The organism is Pseudoduganella sp. jia 9 (assembly GCF_055502615.1).
Genome location: NZ_JBUPWE010000017.1, coordinates 139,381 through 158,676, shown reverse-complemented (window position 1 = coordinate 158,676; position 19,296 = coordinate 139,381). Strand labels below are relative to the sequence as shown.

13 protein-coding genes are annotated in these 19,296 nt (G+C 65.4%); 12 read left to right on the top strand and 1 reads right to left on the bottom strand.

Annotated features, from left to right (window positions below):
* Positions 1 to 46: 46 nt before the first annotated feature.
* Positions 47 to 2,824, bottom strand: coding sequence for a TonB-dependent receptor (locus ACY34H_RS22840; protein WP_464979761.1), 2,778 nt, complete (start codon positions 2,822 to 2,824; stop codon positions 47 to 49).
* Between the two features lie 428 nt (positions 2,825 to 3,252).
* On the opposite strand from ACY34H_RS22840, the gene ACY34H_RS22835 reads away from it, so the two are divergent.
* The 12 genes from ACY34H_RS22835 to truB all read left to right on the top strand — a co-directional run bounded on the left by ACY34H_RS22835 (position 3,253) and on the right by truB (position 19,285).
* Positions 3,253 to 4,191 carry an ABC transporter permease gene (locus ACY34H_RS22835; RefSeq protein WP_464979760.1) on the top strand — a complete coding sequence of 313 codons (939 nt, stop codon included), beginning with the start codon at positions 3,253 to 3,255 and terminating at the stop codon, positions 4,189 to 4,191.
* 8 nt (positions 4,192 to 4,199) lie between these two features.
* Positions 4,200 to 5,216, top strand: coding sequence for an ABC transporter permease (locus ACY34H_RS22830; RefSeq protein WP_464979759.1), 1,017 nt, complete (start codon positions 4,200 to 4,202; stop codon positions 5,214 to 5,216).
* Between the two features lie 5 nt (positions 5,217 to 5,221).
* Positions 5,222 to 6,961 (top strand): ABC transporter ATP-binding protein, encoded by a 1,740-nt coding sequence (locus tag ACY34H_RS22825; protein ID WP_464979758.1) that lies wholly within the window; start codon positions 5,222 to 5,224, stop codon positions 6,959 to 6,961.
* Positions 6,962 to 6,973: 12 nt separating this feature from the next.
* Complete coding sequence (locus ACY34H_RS22820; protein WP_464979757.1) at positions 6,974 to 7,933, top strand: VTT domain-containing protein; 960 nt, start codon at positions 6,974 to 6,976, stop codon at positions 7,931 to 7,933.
* 211 nt (positions 7,934 to 8,144) lie between these two features.
* Entirely contained in the window at positions 8,145 to 9,161 is a 1,017-nt protein-coding gene (locus ACY34H_RS22815) for a glucokinase (RefSeq protein ID WP_464979756.1), read from the top strand.
* 301 nt (positions 9,162 to 9,462) lie between these two features.
* Positions 9,463 to 10,185 carry an SMC-Scp complex subunit ScpB gene (gene scpB, locus ACY34H_RS22810; protein WP_464979755.1) on the top strand — a complete coding sequence of 241 codons (723 nt, stop codon included), beginning with the start codon at positions 9,463 to 9,465 and terminating at the stop codon, positions 10,183 to 10,185.
* The gene (gene rluB / locus ACY34H_RS22805) at positions 10,172 to 12,328 is read left to right on the top strand and encodes a 23S rRNA pseudouridine(2605) synthase RluB (protein ID WP_464979754.1); all 2,157 of its coding nucleotides are present in this window, start codon (positions 10,172 to 10,174) and stop codon (positions 12,326 to 12,328) included. Before scpB ends, rluB begins: the two co-directional genes overlap by 14 nt.
* 500 nt (positions 12,329 to 12,828) lie before the next feature.
* A complete protein-coding gene (gene rimP / locus ACY34H_RS22800; protein WP_281610269.1) occupies positions 12,829 to 13,317 on the top strand; it encodes a ribosome maturation factor RimP in 489 nt (162 codons plus the stop codon).
* Positions 13,314 to 14,879, top strand: coding sequence for a transcription termination factor NusA (gene nusA / locus ACY34H_RS22795; protein WP_131147441.1), 1,566 nt, complete (start codon positions 13,314 to 13,316; stop codon positions 14,877 to 14,879). Before rimP ends, nusA begins: the two co-directional genes overlap by 4 nt.
* A 70-nt stretch (positions 14,880 to 14,949) precedes the next feature.
* Positions 14,950 to 17,826 carry a translation initiation factor IF-2 gene (gene infB / locus ACY34H_RS22790; protein WP_464979753.1) on the top strand — a complete coding sequence of 959 codons (2,877 nt, stop codon included), beginning with the start codon at positions 14,950 to 14,952 and terminating at the stop codon, positions 17,824 to 17,826.
* Between the two features lie 86 nt (positions 17,827 to 17,912).
* Complete coding sequence (gene rbfA / locus ACY34H_RS22785) at positions 17,913 to 18,320, top strand: 30S ribosome-binding factor RbfA (RefSeq protein WP_464979752.1); 408 nt, start codon at positions 17,913 to 17,915, stop codon at positions 18,318 to 18,320.
* Positions 18,317 to 19,285 carry a tRNA pseudouridine(55) synthase TruB gene (gene truB, locus ACY34H_RS22780; protein WP_464979751.1) on the top strand — a complete coding sequence of 323 codons (969 nt, stop codon included), beginning with the start codon at positions 18,317 to 18,319 and terminating at the stop codon, positions 19,283 to 19,285. The genes rbfA and truB overlap by 4 nt, the downstream gene beginning before the upstream one ends.
* Positions 19,286 to 19,296 lie beyond the last annotated feature (11 nt).

Below are 19,296 nucleotides of genomic sequence, written 5' to 3'. Positions count from 1 at the left end.
AAAAGCGCCCCAAATGGGGCGCCTTTGTGGCACTGCGACAGTCAGGTCAGAAGAACTTGTAGCTCGCGCCAACCCGGAAGTAACGGCCGATCGCGCCCGATGCATCCATCGGGTTGTAGCTGATGCCGCCGTAGGTCAGCGGATCGAGCGGGGCGATCTTGTCGAACACGTTGTTGACCGATGCAAACAGCGTGAAGTTCTTGCTCACGTTGAAGCGGGTCGACAGGTCCACCGTCGTGAACGAAGCGATTTCGCAATCCTTCGTGCCCGGCTGGCCATTGGCCAGCGTCGACGCACAGGCGGCACCTTCGAACGAGATATTCTTCATCTTGTCGCGCCAGTTCAGGTTGCTCGTGAAGTTCCACGCGCCGATATCCCAGGAAGCGTTCAGGTTGACCTTGTTCTTCGGCGTGCCGGCGCAGTTCGACGTATCGCAGTTGCCGTGCGTGCCGGCGAACTGGTACGAGGTCGTCGCGCTTTCGTGACGCGCCCACGATGCCACGTGGGTAATCACCATGCCCACCGTGGCGCGGCCGTAGTTACCCAGGCGCAGGCGCTGCTTGATGTCCAGGTCCACGCCCGAGATCTCGGTGTAGCTCGAGTTGCGGTAAGGCGCCTGCGTCAGGATCAGCGTGCCCGAGTTCGGGATCACCTGGCCATTCTGCACCAGGTTGTTGTCGTTGCGGATCGCCGTCGGCAGCGCGGCCGCTTCGTTGTACGGCAGCGGATTGATCTCGTTTTCACGCTTGATCTTCCAGCCGTCGAGCGCCACGCTGGTGCCTTCGAACGGATCCCATACCAGGCCCAGCGTCATGCCTTTCGACGTTTCCGGCTGCAGGTTGGCATCGCCGACCTTGACGGCGGCCACGGGAATCGCGCAGTCGGTCGCCGTGGCGCCGCCGGCGGCAGGAACGTTGCCAGGGCAGCGGATCGGGTCGCGCACGGTGGAGGTGCCGGTCGACTGCGATGCCGAGCTGCCTTCCGCAGGGCCTGGCGCACGGAAGCCTTCCGTGTACGTGCCGCGCAGGGCGAACGTGCGGACCGGCGTCCACTTCAGGCCCACTTTCGGCGTGGTCGAATTGAAGTTGTCGTATTTGTCGTAACGCACGGCGGCGGACAGTTCCAGCGATTTCAGCAGCGGCGCCAGGATCTCGGCATACACCGCCGACACTTTCGAGTCGCCGAACGCGGCCACATAGCTGGAGTTGATCGAGCCATTCTCGGAACCGGCCAGCGACGGGTTCGACACTTTCTCGCGACGGTGCTCGGCACCGAAGGCCAGGCCGATGTTACCGCCCGGCAGTGCGATCGGCAGTTCGCGCGATGCCTTGAAATCGATCACGGACAGGCTGGTCTTCGAATGCGACATCGCATTCACCACCATGGCCTGGTACAGCGAGGCCGGATTGCGGCCGGCTTCCGCGCCGATATAGTACGGGAAGTACTGCGAGGCCGGATTGCTCAGCGCCTGCGTCAGTACGTTCATGTTCAGCATGTTCGTGTACAGCAGGTCCAGCTTCGAATCGGAGTAGGTGAAGCCGGTGTCGTAGTCCCAGCCCATGGCCGAACCCTTGACGCCCACCACGAAGCGGCGGAACTCGTTGTCCGCGTTGCGCTCGGAAGGACCGATGTCGGCGGCGATGTAGCGCATCCGGGCGTTCGCGCCGAACGGATTCTGCGGGTGCGCGGCCGACATCAGGTTCAGGTTGCCGTAGTTGATGAAGCCTTGCGGCGTCTGCGCGTTCGGCGGGAAGGCCACGGTCGGCGTCACCGATGGCGGCGTCATCGTGAAGGCGGTCGAGCGCTTCGAGTAGCCCAGTTCCACGTAAGCCTGGGTGTCCGCGTTGATCTGCCACGTGCCCTTCGAGTACAGGTTCAGCGACTCGATCTCCGGCTGCATGTCGCGCCACTGATCCTGGTAGTACAGGCAGCCGCCCTTGGCGCCGGTCTGGTCGGTGGTGGTCGAGATCGCCGAGCAGCCCGGCAGATTCACGTAGTTCGTGGACACCGGGTCGCGTACCATGCCGGTCGGCGACGGGCTCACGTTGTTGGTGCCGTTGATGTAGCCGCCGGCGAACTGGGTGCCGATCGGGAAGCCGTAGCCGCGCAGGTCGCCGTTGCCGATATGGGCGCGGCGGTTGGCGCGGTCGCTGTTCTTGATGCGGTCGCTCTGGTTGTATTCGGCGTTGACCACCCAGTTGAACTTGTCTTCGTCCAGGTCGCCGATGCCGTAGGTGATCGAAGCCTTGTTGGCCTTGCCGTCGTCATAGCGCGACCAGCCGGTGTCGGCCTTCACTTCCAGGCCTTGCACGTCCTTGCGCAGGATGATGTTGACCACGCCGGCGATCGCATCGGCGCCGTAGGTGGACGACGCGCCATCCTTCAGGATCTCGATGCGCTCGACGATCTGCATCGGCACGGTGGAAATATCGGTGAAGCTTTTCTGGCCATCGTCGGCGCGTGCGAACGGCGCCATGCGGCGGCCATTCAGCAGTACCAGCGTGGAGGTGGCGCCCAGGCCGCGCAGCGAGATCGCGGTGGAACCGGCGGCAAAGCCGTTGCCGAAGCCGGTCGGCAGCGAGCCGGCACCGTCGACGGTCAGCGTCTGCAGGTATTCCGACACGGTGCTCTTGCCGGAGCGCAGCAGTTCGTCGCGGCCGATCACCGTGACCGGCGACGCGGTTTCCGCGGATGCGCGCTTGATGCTCGAGCCGGTGATCTCGACGCGCTGGATATTCGTGCTGTCCTGGGCCACGGCCGTGCCTGCCATGCCCAGCGTGGCCATCAGGCCGCCCGCGTATAACAGGCGAACCGAACGTGCCATCATTTTCTCTACCATGGGTACTACCTCCACAAATAATTTCTGATGAGCTACAAAGGCGGCGTTGTGTGCGTATCCGTTGCTCGTTTTCAGGAAGCGCTCTGCTTCCTTGAGGCTGCATGTAATCATTTCGCCTTGATGACGGTCAAATAAATAGTTGTCGAAGTGTATTTGCCGAAATGTATGGCTGGGCGATGAAGATATAGGCAAGGCAAGTAAAAACAGAAAATTTTGTTGACTTCGCATCTTCTGCAATGATCTTCGGCCATCTCAAGATTTCCTGTTTGAACAATTGGGATATCAACGTTGTGGGCGAATTGATACACTTCTTTGCTTATCTTTTCATGTAGCAACTTTATTATGTGTAAACGACGCACTGCCGTGCGGTAAGGTTTTGCGTTACCGTTACGTTTTCGACCAGCGGCCCATCCATGCTTTCATTCCTCCTGCGCCGCCTGTGGCAGATGCTGCCCACCATGGCGGGCGTCGTGCTGCTGGTGTTCGCGCTATTCAACTGGGTCGGCGGCGATCCTGCCTATGTACTGGCCGGGAAGATGTCCAGCGCGGAAGCCATCGCCGGCATCCGCCGCCAGCTGGGCGTCGATGAGCCGTATCACGTGCAGTTGCTGATCTTCGTGAAACAGATCGCCACGTTCGACTTCGGCCAGAGCTGGGCCACCGGCGAACCGGTCGGCCACATCATCGCGTCGCGCCTGGGGCCGTCGCTGACGGTGCTGGTGCCGCTGACGATCCTGGAAACGGCGCTCTGCATCGCGCTGGCGCTGGCCGTCGCCTTCGTGCGCGGTTCGCTGACCGACCGCGCCGTGATGGTGGCCTGCACGGCAGCCATGTCGGTGTCGATCCTGGTCTACATCATCGCGTTCCAGTACGGCTTGGCCTACCGGCTGGGCCTGTTTCCGGTGCAGGGCTGGGGCGACAGCCTGGGCGAGAACCTGCTGCGCTATGCGCCGCTGCCGATCCTCATCGGCCTGGCGGTATCGGTGGCGCCCACGCTGCGCCTTTACCGCAGCTTCGTGCTGGACGAAGCCAGCCAGGATTACGTGCGCACCGCGCGCGCCAAGGGCTTGCCGGAGCGGCGCGTGATGTGGGTGCACGTGCTGCGCAACGCGGCGATTCCGATCATCACGCACGTGATGGCCAGCCTGCCGGCGCTGCTGATCGGCGCGTTCCTGCTGGAGCGCTTCTTCGGCATTCCCGGCATCGGCAGGGAAGTGATCCTGGCCGTCGAGCGCAGCGACTTCCCCGTCATCAAGGCGATCACGGTGTACGTGGCCGCCGCCACGATGGTGTTCAACCTGCTGGCCGATGTGCTGTACCGGGTGGCCGATCCGCGGGTGCGGCCGGCATGACGGCTGGCATGACGCGATTCCAGGCCGGCCTGTGGACCCTTGCCTGGCGGCGGCTGCGCGCCGACCGGCTGGCCATGGCGGCGCTGGCCGTGGTGGCCGGCTGGCTGGTGCTGGTCGCGCTGTCCGCCGCCGGGCTGCTTGCCGCCGGCTGGGAGCGGGAGGTGGGCGTCAGCTACGCGCCGCCATCGTTCCTCGGCGCGGCGCCTTCCGCTTCAGCTTCTGCTTCCGCTCCGCCCGCCGCGGCGCCGCCGGCCGTTCGCGCCAATCCGTTCGATCCGCTCGCCGCCGACCTGGCCGCGCTGCGCGCCACGCTGCCGGACGGCGCCGCGGCGCACGCGCGCCGCACCACGCTGCCGTTCGGTGCCGACAAATGGGGCCACGACATCGTGCAGAAAACCATCAAGGGGGCCGAGACGTCGATCGTCGTCGGCCTGGTGGCGGCCTGCCTCGCCGTGGGCCTGGGCACGCTGGCGGGTGCGCTGGCCGGCTACTTCGGCGGCATCGTCGACGACCTGTTCGAGTGGCTGTACAGCGTGTTCACGGCGATCCCGTCCATCCTGATGATCCTCACGGTGGCCGCGGTGCTGCACACCAAGGGCGTGGCCACCATCGTGCTGATCCTCGGGCTGACCGGCTGGACCGGGCCGTACCGGCTGATGCGCGCCGAGTACCTGCGCCACAAGGCGCGCGAGTACGTGCTCGCGGCGCAGGCCATCGGCGCTTCCGCGTGGCGCCAGATGTTCGCCCACATCTTCCCGAACGTCAGCCACGTGGCGCTGGTGCAGCTCTCGATCCTGGTGGTGGGCTTCATCAAGGCCGAGGTGATCCTGTCGTTCCTCGGCTTCGGCGTGCCGGCCGGCGTGGTGTCGTGGGGATCGATGCTGAACGAGGCGCAAAACGAGCTGTTGCTGGGTAAATGGTGGCAGCTGGCGGCTGCCGCGTCGGCGATGGCGCTGCTCGTGACGGCCTTCTCGCTGGTTGCCGACGCGCTGCGCGACGCGCTCGATCCGAAGGTGAAGGGGTGAGCCCGGTGGACGAACCCCTGCTGTCGGTGCGCGGCCTGCGCATCGCGTTCAAGGTCGACAGGTGGCGCACGGTGGAAGCCGTCAAGGGCATTTCGTTCGACGTGCCGCGCAACGCGATCGTGGCGCTGGTGGGCGAATCGGGCAGCGGCAAGTCGGTCAGTTCGCTGGCGGTGATGGGCCTGCTGCCGGCGGAGAGCACGCTGGTCGGCCCGGCCGGCAGCATCCGTTTCGACGGCCGCGACTTGCTGTGCCTGCCGGCACGCGAGCGGCGCGCGCTGTGCGGCCGCGAGATCGCGATGATCTTCCAGGAACCGATGTCGTCGCTGAATCCGGTGTTCACGGTGGGTTTCCAGGTGGGCGAGGTGCTGCGCCGGCACATGGGCATGGGCCGGCGGCAGGCCCGCGCCCGCACCCTGGCCCTGCTGGAAGAGGTGGGTATTGCCGATCCGGCCACGAAGATCGATGCGTATCCGGGCCAGCTGTCCGGCGGCCAGCAGCAGCGCGTGATGATCGCGATGGCGATCGCCTGCGAACCGAAGCTGCTGATCGCCGACGAGCCGACCACCGCGCTCGACGTGACGATCCAGCAGCAGATCCTGGCGCTGATCGCCCGGCTGCAGCGCGAGCGCGGCATGGCGGTGCTGTTCATCACGCACGACCTGGGCCTGGTGGGCGAGATCGCCGACCGCGTGATCGTGATGCGGCATGGCGAGATCCGCGAGTCCGGCACCGCGCGGCAGGTGCTCGGCGCCCCGCGCGACCCGTACACGCGGGCATTGCTGCACTGCCGGCCGACGCTGGACGCGCGGCCGGTGCGGCTGCCGGTGATCGCCGACTATATGGAGAAAGAGTCCATGGAGAAGGAGTCCATGGCGAAGATGCCGGCGCGCGCGCGCGAGGAGGAGCGGGCAGCGGCGGAAGCGGTGCCGCAGCGCACGCGCGGCTATTCCGCAGACGACGAGATCATCCTGGACGTGCGCCAGCTGCGCAAGAGTTTCTGGGTCCGCGACGGGTGGTTCGGCAAGCGCGAGTTCCAGGCCGTGAAGGACGTGTCGTTCCAGCTGCCGCGCGGGAAGACGCTGGGCGTGGTGGGCGAATCCGGCTCCGGCAAGAGCACGGTGGGCCTGACCCTGCTGCGGCTGCACCGCGCCACCGGCGGCAGCGCGCTGTTCGACGGGCAAGACTTGCTGGCGCTGACGGACCGCGCATTCCGCCCGTACAGGCGGCGCATCCAGATCGTCTTCCAGAATCCCTACGCGTCGCTGAATCCCCGCTTCACGGTCGGGCAGATCCTGCTCGAACCGATGCGTTTGCACCGTATCGGCGCCGATGATGCGCAAAGGGTGGCGATGGCGCTGGAACTGCTGGCCCGCGTGGGCATGCCGGCGCAGGCCTTGCACCGCTATCCGCACGAGTTCAGCGGCGGGCAGCGCCAGCGCATCGCCATTGCCCGCTGCCTGACGATGCAGCCGGAAATCCTCGTCTGCGACGAATCGGTGTCGGCGCTGGACGTGTCGGTGCAGGCCCAGGTGCTGAACCTGCTGCAGGACCTGCAGGACGAGTTCGGCCTGTCCTACCTGTTCATCTCGCACGACCTGGCGGTGGTCAAGTACATCTCGGACCGGGTCATGGTGATGCGCGGCGGCGCGGTGGTGGAAACCGCCGATGCGGACGAGTTGTACCGCAACCCCCGGCATCCGTATACGCGCAGCTTGTTGTCGGCATTTCCCCGTGGCGTGGAGTAAGATGGCAAGACTATGGCGAACTTGATCTATCTGTTGCAGGAATACGGCGTGCTGATCGTCTTTATCGTCGTCCTGGTCGAGCAGATGGGTGCGCCGATCCCCGCGTATCCGGTGCTGATCGTGGCCGGCGCGCTGGCGATGCACGGCGGCACACCGCTGCCCGGCGTGCTGGCCGTGGCGCTGGCCGGCTGCGTGATGGCCGACCTGTTCTGGTTCAGTGCCGGGCGCCGCTATGGCAAGCGCATCCTGAAGGTGCTGTGCCGGATCTCCCTGTCGCCCGATTACTGCGTCTCCCAGACGGAAGACAATTTCAGGAAGTGGGGCGTGAAGTCGATGGTGGTGGCCAAGTTCATCCCCGGCTTCAACACGATCGCGCCGCCGATGGCCGGCGCGATGGGCACCCGCCTGTCCCTGTTCCTGTCGTTCAGCCTGCTGGGCGGGCTGCTGTGGAGCCTGACGGGCATCCTGATCGGCGTGTATTTCAACGAGAACATCGACGAAGTGCTGGAAATCCTGTCGACGATGGGCGGCACCGCGCTGGCCGTGCTCGGCATCCTGCTGGCGCTGTTCGTGCTGTTCAAGTACATCGAGCGGCGCCGCTTCCAGCGCGCGATGCAGACCGAACGGATCAACGTCGAGCAGCTGCGCGCGCTGGTCGACGCCGGCCACGATCCGGTGATGGTCGATGCCCGCAGCGCCACGGCGCGCCAGCTGGACCCGCCCGTGCCCGGCGCGCTGCCGGTGGACGGCAACCTGGCCGGACTGCTCGACGCGCTGCCGCGCGACCGGCACATCGTCGTCTACTGCAGTTGCCCGAACGACGTCACCGCGGCCAGCGTGGCCAAGCAACTGCACGAGCGCGGCTACACGCTGGCCAAACCCCTGCATGGCGGGCTCGAAGCCTACAACACCGCGTTCCGCGCCGGCGACACGGTGCTGGTCGGCGAGCAGATCCCCGCCACGGACCGCTGACGCACCCTGCCGAGAAACGGGCACAGGCTCCAGTTCCAGGGAAACGTTTCGGAATAATCGGAGCCTGTCACCGGTTTGGTAGTCATACTACTGCGGCGATTTTGCAGCTGCCCCACAGTTGAGGCGCGGTTTGTACCCAAACTACAGTCAACTCTTGCGCGTTCGCCAAGAAATCCGCTAGCATTGGGCTTCAACTTTTTCTTTCATGCCCATGAACGCCATGTCGACTCCCGCGCAGCAGACCCTTGTTTCCGCTTTTCCCGGTGGGCCCCGGCTGCTGGCCGACGTGGGTGGTACCAATGCGCGCTTCGCGCTGGAGTCGGCGCCGGGGCAGGTCAGCCACATCCACGTGCTGGCGGGGGCCGGGTATCCGACGCTGGCGGCGGCACTGCAGGCTTACCTGGCCTTGCCCGACGTGGCGGCCGCCGCGCCCGCCGTGCGCCACGGTGCGATCGCGATCGCCAATCCCGTGACCGGCGATTACGTGCGGATGACCAACCATCATTGGGAATTCTCGATCGAAGGCATGCGCCAGGAGTGCGGCTTCGAGGTGCTGGCGGTCGTCAACGACTTCACGGCGCTGGCCCGTTCGCTGCCGTTCCTGGGGGCGCACAAGCGCCAGGTGGGCGGCGGCACGGCGGTGCCGGATGCGCCGCTGGGCCTGATCGGCGCCGGTACCGGCCTGGGCGTGTCGGGCCTGATCCCCAGCGCCTCGGGGTGGACGGCACTGCTTTCCGAAGGTGGCCACGTCAGCTTCTCGCCCGTCAATGAAACCGAAGTGGCGATCCTGCAGTTTGCCTGGCGCGAATTCGAGCACGTGTCGGCCGAACGGCTGATGTCCGGCGCCGGCATCGAGCTGATCTACCGCGCGCTGGCCGATCGCCGCAAGCTGCCGGCCGAGGCGCTCGCTCCGGCCGAGATCGCGCGCCGCGCGCTGGCCGGCGATTGTGCGCTGTGCGACGAGGCGATCGAAACCTTCTGCGGCATGCTGGGCACGATCGCCGCCAATCTCGCGGTCACGCTGGGCGCGCAGGGCGGCATCTACATCGGCGGCGGCATCGTGCCGAAGCTGGGCGAGCGCTTCGACCGCTCCTGCTTCCGCGCCCGCTTCGAGGCGAAAGGCCGCTTCCGCCAGTACCTGTCGGGCATTCCGGCCTTTGTCATCACTGCGGAATATCCGGCCTTCGTTGGCGTTTCCGCAATCCTTGCCGAGCGCCTCGGCGCCTGATCGGGTACACTGTCTCGTTACGCCTCAACCGCGAATTGCACTTCCCGCGGTTTTATGGAGTACAATGCCCGTCATTGGATGAAACGGCGCCACCCGATCCAGCAATTCTTCCGGGTAAGGCCGACAAGGTTTTCAGGTCTTGAAAACACTTCTCTCCATCATTGACCTTATTGATAATTTACGCCCTGGTTTGATAACTGACGCCCGTGCGGCCCCGGGCAGTTACGCCCCGGTGTTTCCGGCAATTCGCAGAAATTAGCTGGATTTTTTCAGCCGGAACGCGGCGACCACATGTTGGCATATGGATACAGCTGAGGCGAAAAAAGTCCTCGAAACCGCATTGCTGTGCGCGCGTGAGCCGTTGTCGATGAACAGCCTGCGCCGGCTGTTCGTCGATGTCGACGATGCGGGCCGCCCATTGGCCGAGGGCGCCGGTACCGAGGAGATCCGGGCCCTGCTCGAGCAGTTGCGGCAGGACTGGCAGGGCCGGGGTGTCGAAGTCGTCAGCCTGGCTTCCGGATGGCGTTTCCAGAGCCGGCCCGAAATGAAGCAGTACCTGGACCGCCTGAATCCTGAAAAGCCGCAGAAGTATTCGCGGGCCACGCTCGAGACGCTGGCGATCATCGCTTACCGCCAGCCCGTCACGCGCGGCGATATCGAGGAGATTCGCGGCGTGGCGGTGAATTCGCAGACGATCCGGATGCTGGAAGAGCGCGGCTGGGTCGACACGATCGGCCACCGCGACGTGCCGGGCCGTCCGGCGCTTCTCGGTACCACGAAACAGTTCCTGGACGATCTGGGCTTACAGTCGCTGTCCCAGCTGCCGCCTTTGCAGCAAATCAGCGATACGCAGAACGCCAATTCGATCGAGATGCTCGAAGCCGCGCTGCAGGAGAATTTCGAGAAGGCGGCGCATGCCGCCGATGTCACTGACAATGCAGCGCCCGGGGAAGCACCCGCCACCGATGCGGTGCAGGCGCCTGACGCTGAGCCCACGCAAGAAAACACGCATGAACAATACTGAGAACATCATTGAGACCGGCACGCCGGCCGACCCGGCTGTGAAGCCGAAGCGCCGCACCAAGGCGCAGATCGCCGCCGAAGCGGCAGCCGCGCCCGCCGAAACCGCGGCGCCGGCACAGGCCGCGGCGGCCGAAACGCCAGCCAAGCCGAAGCGCACGCGCAAGAAGGTGGAAGCTGCGCCCGCTCCGGAAGCAGCGGTCGCCGAGGTGCCTGCCGCTGCCGCTCCGGCCGCGGACGACGCCGCCCCCGTGAAGAAGCCCCGTGCCCGCAAGCCGAAGGCCGAAGCGCCTGCCGAAGCGGCACCAGCCGCCGCGGTAGCGCAACCGGCGGCCAGGGTGGCCACTGAAGCGGCCGCCAAGCCTGCCGAAGCCGGCAGTGACGCGGAAGCGGCGCCGAAAAAGGCCCGCGCGCCGCGTGGTCCGCGCCAGATGCGCGAAGAGCGTGCCGTGCGCGAGGCGCTGAAAGCCGAGCAGGCACCGGCCGTTGCCGAACTGCAGCCGGCCGAGCCGGCCGCGCAGCCTGCGGAAGCGCCCGCCGTGGCGCCGGTACAGGCCGAAGCCGCCGCGCAGGAACGCGCCGCGGGCGGTGAAGCGCGCCGCGAAGGTGGCCGCAACAAGGGCAGGAATCGTAACGAAGCCAATCGTAACGACACCAATCGTAATGAAGCCAACCGCGGCGGCAACGACAAGAATGCCCAGAACGCCCGCGGCAAGGGGCAGGGCCAGCGCCAGAACCCGCAAGGCCAGCGCCAGGGGGGCGGCAAGCCGAGCGAAGCCGATGCCGTGTTCTCGTTCGTCACGTCCGACGCGTTCGACCAGGAAGACGGCGCGCGCGGCAAGGGGCAGCAAAAGCCCGTGCGCCGCGACCTGACGGCCGACGACGACGCGCCGAAGCTGCACAAGGTGCTGGCCGAGGCGGGCCTGGGCTCGCGCCGCGACATGGAAGACCTGATCGTTGCCGGCCGCGTGTCGGTGAACGGCGAGCCGGCCCACATCGGCCAGCGCATCCTGCCGACCGATGCGGTGCGCATCAATGGCAAGCTGATCCAGCGGAAAGTCACCAAGAAGCCGCCGCGCGTGCTGGTGTACCACAAGCCGGCCGGCGAGATCGTGTCGCATGACGATCCGGACGGCCGTCCGTCCGTATTCGACCGCCTGCCGCAGATGAAGGTCGGCAAATGGCTGGCCGTGGGCCGCCTGGACTTCAATACCGAAGGCCTGCTGCTGTTCACCACGTCCGGCGACCTGGCGAACCGCCTGATGCACCCCCGTTACAACATCGACCGCGAATACGCCGTGCGCACGCTCGGCGAGCTGGAAGAGGGCATGCGCCAGAAACTGCTGGCCGGCGTCGAGCTGGAAGACGGCCTGGCGCAGTTCTCGAAGATCGCCGACGGCGGTGGCGAAGGCGTCAACAAGTGGTACCGCGTGGTGATCGGCGAAGGCCGCAACCGCGAAGTGCGCCGCATGTTCGAAGCCGTGGGCCTGACCGTGTCGCGCCTGATCCGCACCCGCTACGGTGCGCTGACGCTGCCGTCGAACCTGAAGCGCGGCCGCTGGGAAGAGATGGAAGAAAACACCGTGCGCGACCTGATGGCCTTCGTGGGTGTCGAGAAGAAGGCGCCCGGCGGCGAGAAGAAAGCCGGCGAGCGCCAGGGTGGCGAACGCCAGGGCGGCGAACGCCAGGGCGGTGAGCGCGGCAATGGTGGCGGGCGCGGCAATGGTGCCGAACGGGGCAATGGTGGCGAACGCGGCGAAAAGCCCGGCGGCCGCGGCCGTGATCGCGAGCGCGACAGCGAACCGAATTTCAACCGGATGGATGTTTCCAACAAAAACGCCGATCCGTTCCCGCAGGCGCCGCGTGGCCGTCCGGGCAGCCAGGGCGCCGGCAGCTACTTCGGCGCCGGCAACATCGGCCGTGCCGGCCGGGGTGCCGGTGGTGTCGGCCGTGCCGGGCTGGGCGACCAGGGCAGCGGCCGTCCGCAGCAGGGCAGCGGCCGCCCGCAACAGGGCAAGAGCGGGCGTCCGCGCCAGCCGGATCCGCTGCAGACGACGTTCGGCTTTGGCGCCCAGCCGCAACGCCGTGGCGCCCAGCCGCGCGGTGGCGCGACGGACCACGGCATGCCGCGGCGTCGCAAGGGTTAAGGCGGGAACAAGCCTGCCGGCCGATGGGCCGGCAGGGCTTGAATTCCGGCGCGGCGGCCGCAGATAGCTGTCCTGCGTTGATGCAACGCTGTCCGATACCGGAATTGTCCCCGCTGCCAGCTTTTTCTCGGCAGAAAAAACAACCTTGACTCTGTTGTAACGGCGTCCGCTTTGCCTATGCGGCATTGCAGCGAAATGGATATGCCGTTATAATAAGCGGCCTAGTAAAAGTTCTTCAAAAGGATTGTTTCTTACTTCGTAAGGATCCTTTCCTCAAAAGATGCTTTCATCTGGCTGGTAGTACAAGAAGATGGGCAGTTGCCCATTTTTTTTTTGCTCACGGAAAAGTAAGCGCGGAAGTTAGCGAAACGTGGGCAGGAAATGAGCGATAAGCAAGCGATAAGCAAGCAATAAGCAAGCGAGAAGCAAGCTGCTCAGTAAATGTTTTTATTGGGTCCGCCGCTCAGGCGTGCGCGAGACCCCGATCTGGAGATTTTCCTTTGCAACTGCCGGAACTGATTGAGAAGACCGTCGCGGGTCTCGGCTACGACCTGGTCGATTTTGAACGGGCCGAACGCGGCCTGCTGCGCGTGTATATCGATTTCCTCCCTGCGGACGCAGAGGAAAAGGGCCCGATCACGGTGGAAGACTGCGCTACGGTGAGCCACCAGCTGTCGCACGTGCTGACGGTGGAAAACGTGCCGTACGAACGGCTGGAGATTTCCTCGCCAGGCCTGGACCGGCCGCTGCGCAAGCTGTCCGATTTCGAGCGCTTTGCCGGCCACGAGGCAATCGTCAAGCTGCGCATGGCGCTGCCGGGCACCGCCAACCGCAAGTCCTACCAGGGCATCCTGCAGGCACCCGAGGGTGACCAGCTGGGAATTGAATTTGAAAGTAAAGATGGTCCTGCGGTGCTGAATTTCACGCTCGCGGATATGGATAAGGCACGCTTGGTGCCACAGGTGGATTTTAGGAGCCGCAAAGCATGAGTCGCGAAGTTTTGTTATTGGTGGACGCGCTTGCGCGCGAAAAGAACGTCGACAAGGACGTGGTATTCGGCGCGCTCGAATTCGCGTTGGCGCAAGCCACGAAGAAACGCTATGAAGGCGAAGTCGACATTCGCGTTTCGATCGACCGCGATTCCGGCGAATTCGAATCCTTCCGCCGCTGGCACGTGGTGCCCGACGAAGCCGGCCTGCAATTGCCCGACCAGGAAGTGCTGCTGTTCGAAGCCAAGGAACAGATCCCCGATATCGAAGTCGACGAATACATCGAAGAGCCGATCGAATCGGTGGAATTCGGCCGCCGCTTCGCGCAGGACACCAAGCAGGTCGTGCTGCAGCGCGTGCGCGATGCCGAACGCGAACAGATCCTGCAGGACTTCCTCGAGCGCGGCGACGCGCTGGTGACCGGCACGATCAAGCGCATGGAACGCGGCGATGCGATCGTCGAGTCCGGCAAGATCGAAGCACGCCTGCCGCGCGACCAGATGATCCCGAAGGAAAACCTGCGCATCGGCGACCGCGTGCGGGCCTACATCCTGCGCGTGGACCGCAATATGCGCGGCCCGCAGGTGATCCTGTCGCGCACCGCGCCGGAATTCATCATGAAGCTGTTCGAGCTGGAAGTGCCGGAAATCGAGCAGGGCATGCTGGAAATTAAATCGGCCGCCCGCGATGCCGGCGTGCGCGCCAAGATCGCCGTCTTCACGGCCGACAAGCGCATCGACCCGATCGGTACCTGCGTCGGCATGCGCGGTTCGCGCGTGCAGGCCGTGACCGGCGAACTGGGCGGCGAGCGCGTCGACATCGTGCTGTGGTCCGAAGACCCGGCGCAGTTCGTGATCGGCGCGCTGGCTCCGGCCAACGTGTCGTCGATCATGGTCGATGAAGACAAGCATGCGATGGACGTCGTCGTCGACGAGGAAAACCTGGCGATCGCGATCGGCCGTTCCGGCCAGAACGTGCGCCTGGCTTCCGAGCTGACCGGCTGGAAGATCAACATCATGACGGCCGAGGAATCGGCCGACAAGGCAGCCCAGGAAACGGCGGCGGTACGCTCGCTGTTCATGGAAAAGCTCGATGTGGACCAGGAAGTGGCCGACATCCTGGTCGAGGAAGGCTTCAGCAGCCTGGAAGAGATCGCCTACGTGCCGATCTCCGAGATGCTGGACATCGAAGCCTTCGACGAAGACACCGTCAACGAACTGCGTACCCGCGCCCGCGATGCGCTGGTCACGGAGGCGATTGCTTCGGAAGAAGGCCTGGAAGGCATGGACGAAGGGCTGGTCGGCCTGGAAGGCATGGACCGCATCACGGCTGGCAAGCTGGGTCTGGCGGGCATCAAGACGCTGGAACAGTTCGCCGGCCTGGCATACGACGAATTCGGCGCCATCCTGGCCCTGTCGACGGACCGTGCAACTGAACTGATTAAAAATGAATTTGAAGATGTGACCGACGATGAAATGAAGCTGGTCGACGGAAAGTACGACGATCGCGCCAAGGCCCTGCAGGCCAAGGCATGGTCGCTGGCCGAGGCGGCCAAGGCCTGAGCGCCCTGGACACCCCAACCAGCCAAGCTTGTAATTATTCATCTACGCGACACATAGAAAAGAGGACTGAATGGCGAGTAACAACGTAGCCCAATTTGCCACCGAACTGAAGATGCCTGCAGACCTGCTGCTGACGCAGCTGCGATCCGCCGGCGTCGAGAAGAGCTCGGCGTCAGATCCATTGTCGAAAGATGATAAGGACAAGCTGCTGGAGCACCTGCGCCGCACGCACGGCGCGGCAGGTCAGGCTGAGAAGAAGAAAATCACGGTCACGCGCAAGGAAACCAACGAGATCAAGCAGGCCGATGCCTCCGGCAAGACCCGCACGATCCAGGTCGAAGTGCGCAAGAAGCGCACCTTCGTGCAGCGCGACGATCTGCCCGCAACCACCACGCCCGCTCCGGCGGCACCGGTGGTCGACGAGGCCGAGAACGCCCGCCGCGAGGAAGATGCACGCCGCCAGGCCGAGCTGATCGCCCGCCAGGAAGCGGACCTGCGCGAGAAGCAGGAGGCCCTGGCGCGTCTGGACGCCGAGAAGGAAGCGCAAGCCAAGGCCACCGCTGCTGCAGAAGCGGAAGCCAAGCGCCGCGCCGACGAGGAAGCCGCGAAAGCCGCCGCCGAGAAGGCCGCCGCCGACAAGGCCGGTGCACGCGACGCGCAGAAGCAGGCCGAAGCCGACGCCGCCGACAAGAAACGCGCGGCCGACGCCGAAGAAGCCAAGAAGAAGGCCGAGCAGGCCACCAAGGAAGCCGCCGAACGTGCCGCGGCCACCGAGCGTGCCCGCAAGGCCGTCGCCGACGAAGTGGCCCAGATCAAGGCCATGATGGCGCAGCCGCGCCGCGTGATCAAGGCGCCGGAACCGGCACCCGTGGCCGCCAAGCCGGCTGCGCCGGCTGGCACGCTGCACAAGCCGGCCGACAAGAAGCCGGGCACCACCACGGCTGCGACGACCGACAAGAAAGACGATAAAAAGCCGGGCGATCGCAAGTCGATCAAGTCGGCCAACGTGTCGTCGACCTGGTCGGACGATGCCAAGAAGCGCGGCGCGCCGGGCGGCGGCAAGGGCCGCGGCACGAGCACCGGGCCGACCAGCCGCGATGGCTGGCGTGCCGGTGGCGGCCGTGGCGGCCGTGGCCGCAACTCGCACCACGATGACCGCGAATCGAACTTCCAGGCACCGACGGAAGCGATCGTCAAGGAAGTGCACGTGCCGGAAACCATCACCGTCGCCGAACTGGCGCACAAGATGGCCGTCAAGGCATCCGAGGTGATCAAGCAGCTGATGAAGCTGGGGCAGATGTGCACGATCAACCAGGTGCTGGACCAGGAAACGGCGATGATCGTCGTCGAGGAAATGGGCCACAAGGCGCATGCCGCAGCCGAGGACGATCCGGAAGCGATCCTGGCCGACCAGGGCGAGCAGACGCACTTCGAAGCGAAGCCTCGCGCACCGGTGGTCACCGTCATGGGTCACGTCGACCACGGCAAGACCTCGCTGCTGGACTACATCCGCCGCGCCAAGGTCGCGTCGGGCGAAGCCGGCGGCATCACGCAGCACATCGGCGCATACCACGTCGATACGCCGCGCGGCATGATCACGTTCCTGGATACCCCGGGCCACGAAGCCTTCACGGCAATGCGTGCCCGCGGTGCCAAGGCAACCGACATCGTCATCCTGGTGGTGGCGGCGGACGACGGCGTGATGCCGCAAACGAAGGAAGCGATCGCCCACGCCAAAGCGGCCGGCGTGCCGCTGGTGGTGGCGATCAACAAGATCGACAAGCCGGGCGGCAACCTGGAACGCGTGACGCAGGAACTGATTTCCGAAGGCGTGGTGCCGGAAGAATACGGCGGCGAATCGCCGTTCGTGCCGGTGTCCGCGAAGACCGGCCAGGGCATCGATGCGCTGCTGGAAAACGTGCTGCTGCAAGCCGAAGTGCTGGAACTGAAGGCACCGGTGGAAAGCCTGGCGCGCGGCCTGGTGGTCGAAGCCCGCCTGGACAAGGGCCGCGGCCCGGTCGCCACGATCCTGGTGCAGTCCGGTACGCTGAAGCGTGGCGACGTGGTGCTGGCCGGTTCGTCGTATGGCCGTGTGCGTGCGATGCTGGACGAAAACGGCAAGGCGATTACCGAAGCCGGTCCGTCGATCCCGGTCGAGATCCAGGGCCTGACCGAAGTGCCGGCCGCCGGCGAGGAAGTCATGGTCATGGCGGACGAGCGCAAGGCGCGTGAAATCGGCCTGTTCCGTCAGGGTAAATTCCGCGACGTCAAGCTGGCCAAGCAGCAGGCCGCCAAGCTGGAAAACCTGTTCGACCAGATGGCCGAAGGCGAAGTGCAGAACGTGCCGCTGATCGTCAAGACCGACGTGCAGGGTTCGCAGGAAGCGCTGGTCGGCTCGCTGCAGAAACTGTCGACCTCCGAAGTGCGTGTGCAGATCGTGCACGCGGCCGTCGGCGGCATCACGGAATCGGACGTCAACCTGGCGACCGCGTCGAAGGCAGTCATCATCGGCTTCAACGCCCGTGCCGACGCCCAGGCGCGCAAGCTGGCCGAGACGAACGGCGTGGACATCCGCTACTACAACATCATCTACGACGCGATCGAAGAGGTGAAGGCGGCAATGTCGGGCATGCTGGCTCCGGAGAAGCGCGAGCACATCACCGGCCAGGTGGAAATCCGCCAGGTCATCCTGGTGTCGAAGGTCGGCGCGATTGCCGGCTGCCTGGTCACCGATGGCGTGGTCAAGCGTTCCTCGTCGGTACGCCTGCTGCGCAACAACATCGTCGTGTGGACCGGCGAGATCGACTCGCTGAAGCGATTCAAGGACGACGCGAAGGAAGTGCGCGCCGGTCTCGAGTGCGGCCTGTCGCTGAAGAACTACAACGACATCCAGGTTGGCGACACCCTGGAAGTCTTCGAGATCCAGGAAGTGGCACGTACCCTGTAATCGGGAACGCGGTATCCGTGGCGGGTGCCGCCCACTCCGCGCAAGCGGATGGGCGCACCCGCCATTTTCTTATTTGGTAGAACATCATGGCTAAACACAGCAAATCGATCCCCGCGCGCGGCCTGCGCGTGGCGGACCAGATCCAGAAAGACCTTTCCGAACTGATCGCCTTCGAGCTGAAGGACCCGCGCGTGGGCATGCTCACGCTCGCCGAAGTGCAGCTGACGCCGGACTACGCGCACGCGAAGATCTACTTCACGATGCTCAAGGACGACCCGGACACGGTGAAGAACACGCTGGCCGGCCTGCAGGCCGCCGCCGGCTACCTGCGCAACCAGCTGGGCAAGCGGCTGCACATCCACACGCTGCCGCAGCTGCACTTCGTGCACGACACGTCGGCCTCGCGCGGCATGGCGATGTCCGCGTTGATCGACCAGGCCAACGCCACGCGCGCGGCCGACTATGAAGAAGATCCGGGCGAAGCAAAAGAATGACCGAAGAAGTCAAGGCTGCCCGCGTCAAGCGGGTACGCGACCTGGTCGACGGCGTGCTGCTGCTCGACAAGCCGGTCGGGCTGTCGTCGAACGATGCACTGATCAGGACCAAGCGCGTGCTGAACGCGAAGAAGGCCGGCCACACCGGCACGCTCGACCCGTTCGCCACCGGCCTGCTGCCGCTGTGCTTCGGCGAGGCCACCAAGTTCTCGCAGGACCTGCTCGAAGCCGATAAAACCTATGTAACGACCGTGCACCTCGGCGTGCGTACCGACACGGGCGATACCGAAGGCCTGGTGCTCGACGCCGATCCCGCGCTGGACCGCGACCTTGCCTCCATCGGCATCGAGGAAATCGAAGCCGTGCTGGCGCGCTTCCGCGGCCCGATCGCGCAGGTGCCGCCGATGTACTCGGCCCTGAAGCGCGACGGCAAGCCGCTGTATGAATATGCCCGCGCCGGCATCACGCTCGAGCGCGAGGCGCGCAACGTCGTCATCCACAAGCTGGAACTGCTGTCGTACGAGGCGCCGTTCCTGCGGCTGGCCGCCACGGTCAGCAAGGGTACCTACATCCGCGTGCTGGGCGAGGATATCGGCGCCGCGCTCGGTGTCGGCGCGCACCTGAACGCGTTGCGGCGCACGGGTGTCGGCGCGCTGAACGCCGACAACATGGTGACGCTGGAGGACGTGCAGGCGCATGCCGCGCCGCTCTCCCTGCTGGCTCCGGTGGATGCGCTGCTGTCGTCGTTCCCCCGCATCGAGCTGACCGCCGAACTGGCGAAGCGCTTCCTGCAGGGCCAGCGGCTGCCGCTCGGCAAAGAGGCGGAGGTGCAGACGCCCGCGCCGTACGAAGGCCGCGTGCGCGTGTACGGGCCCGCCGGCGACGGCGCCCGGCTGCTCGGCACCGGCCTGTTCGAACAGTGGGCGATCCTGAAGCCTGAACGGCTGATCGCCGCGGCGCAATAACTCCCGCTGCT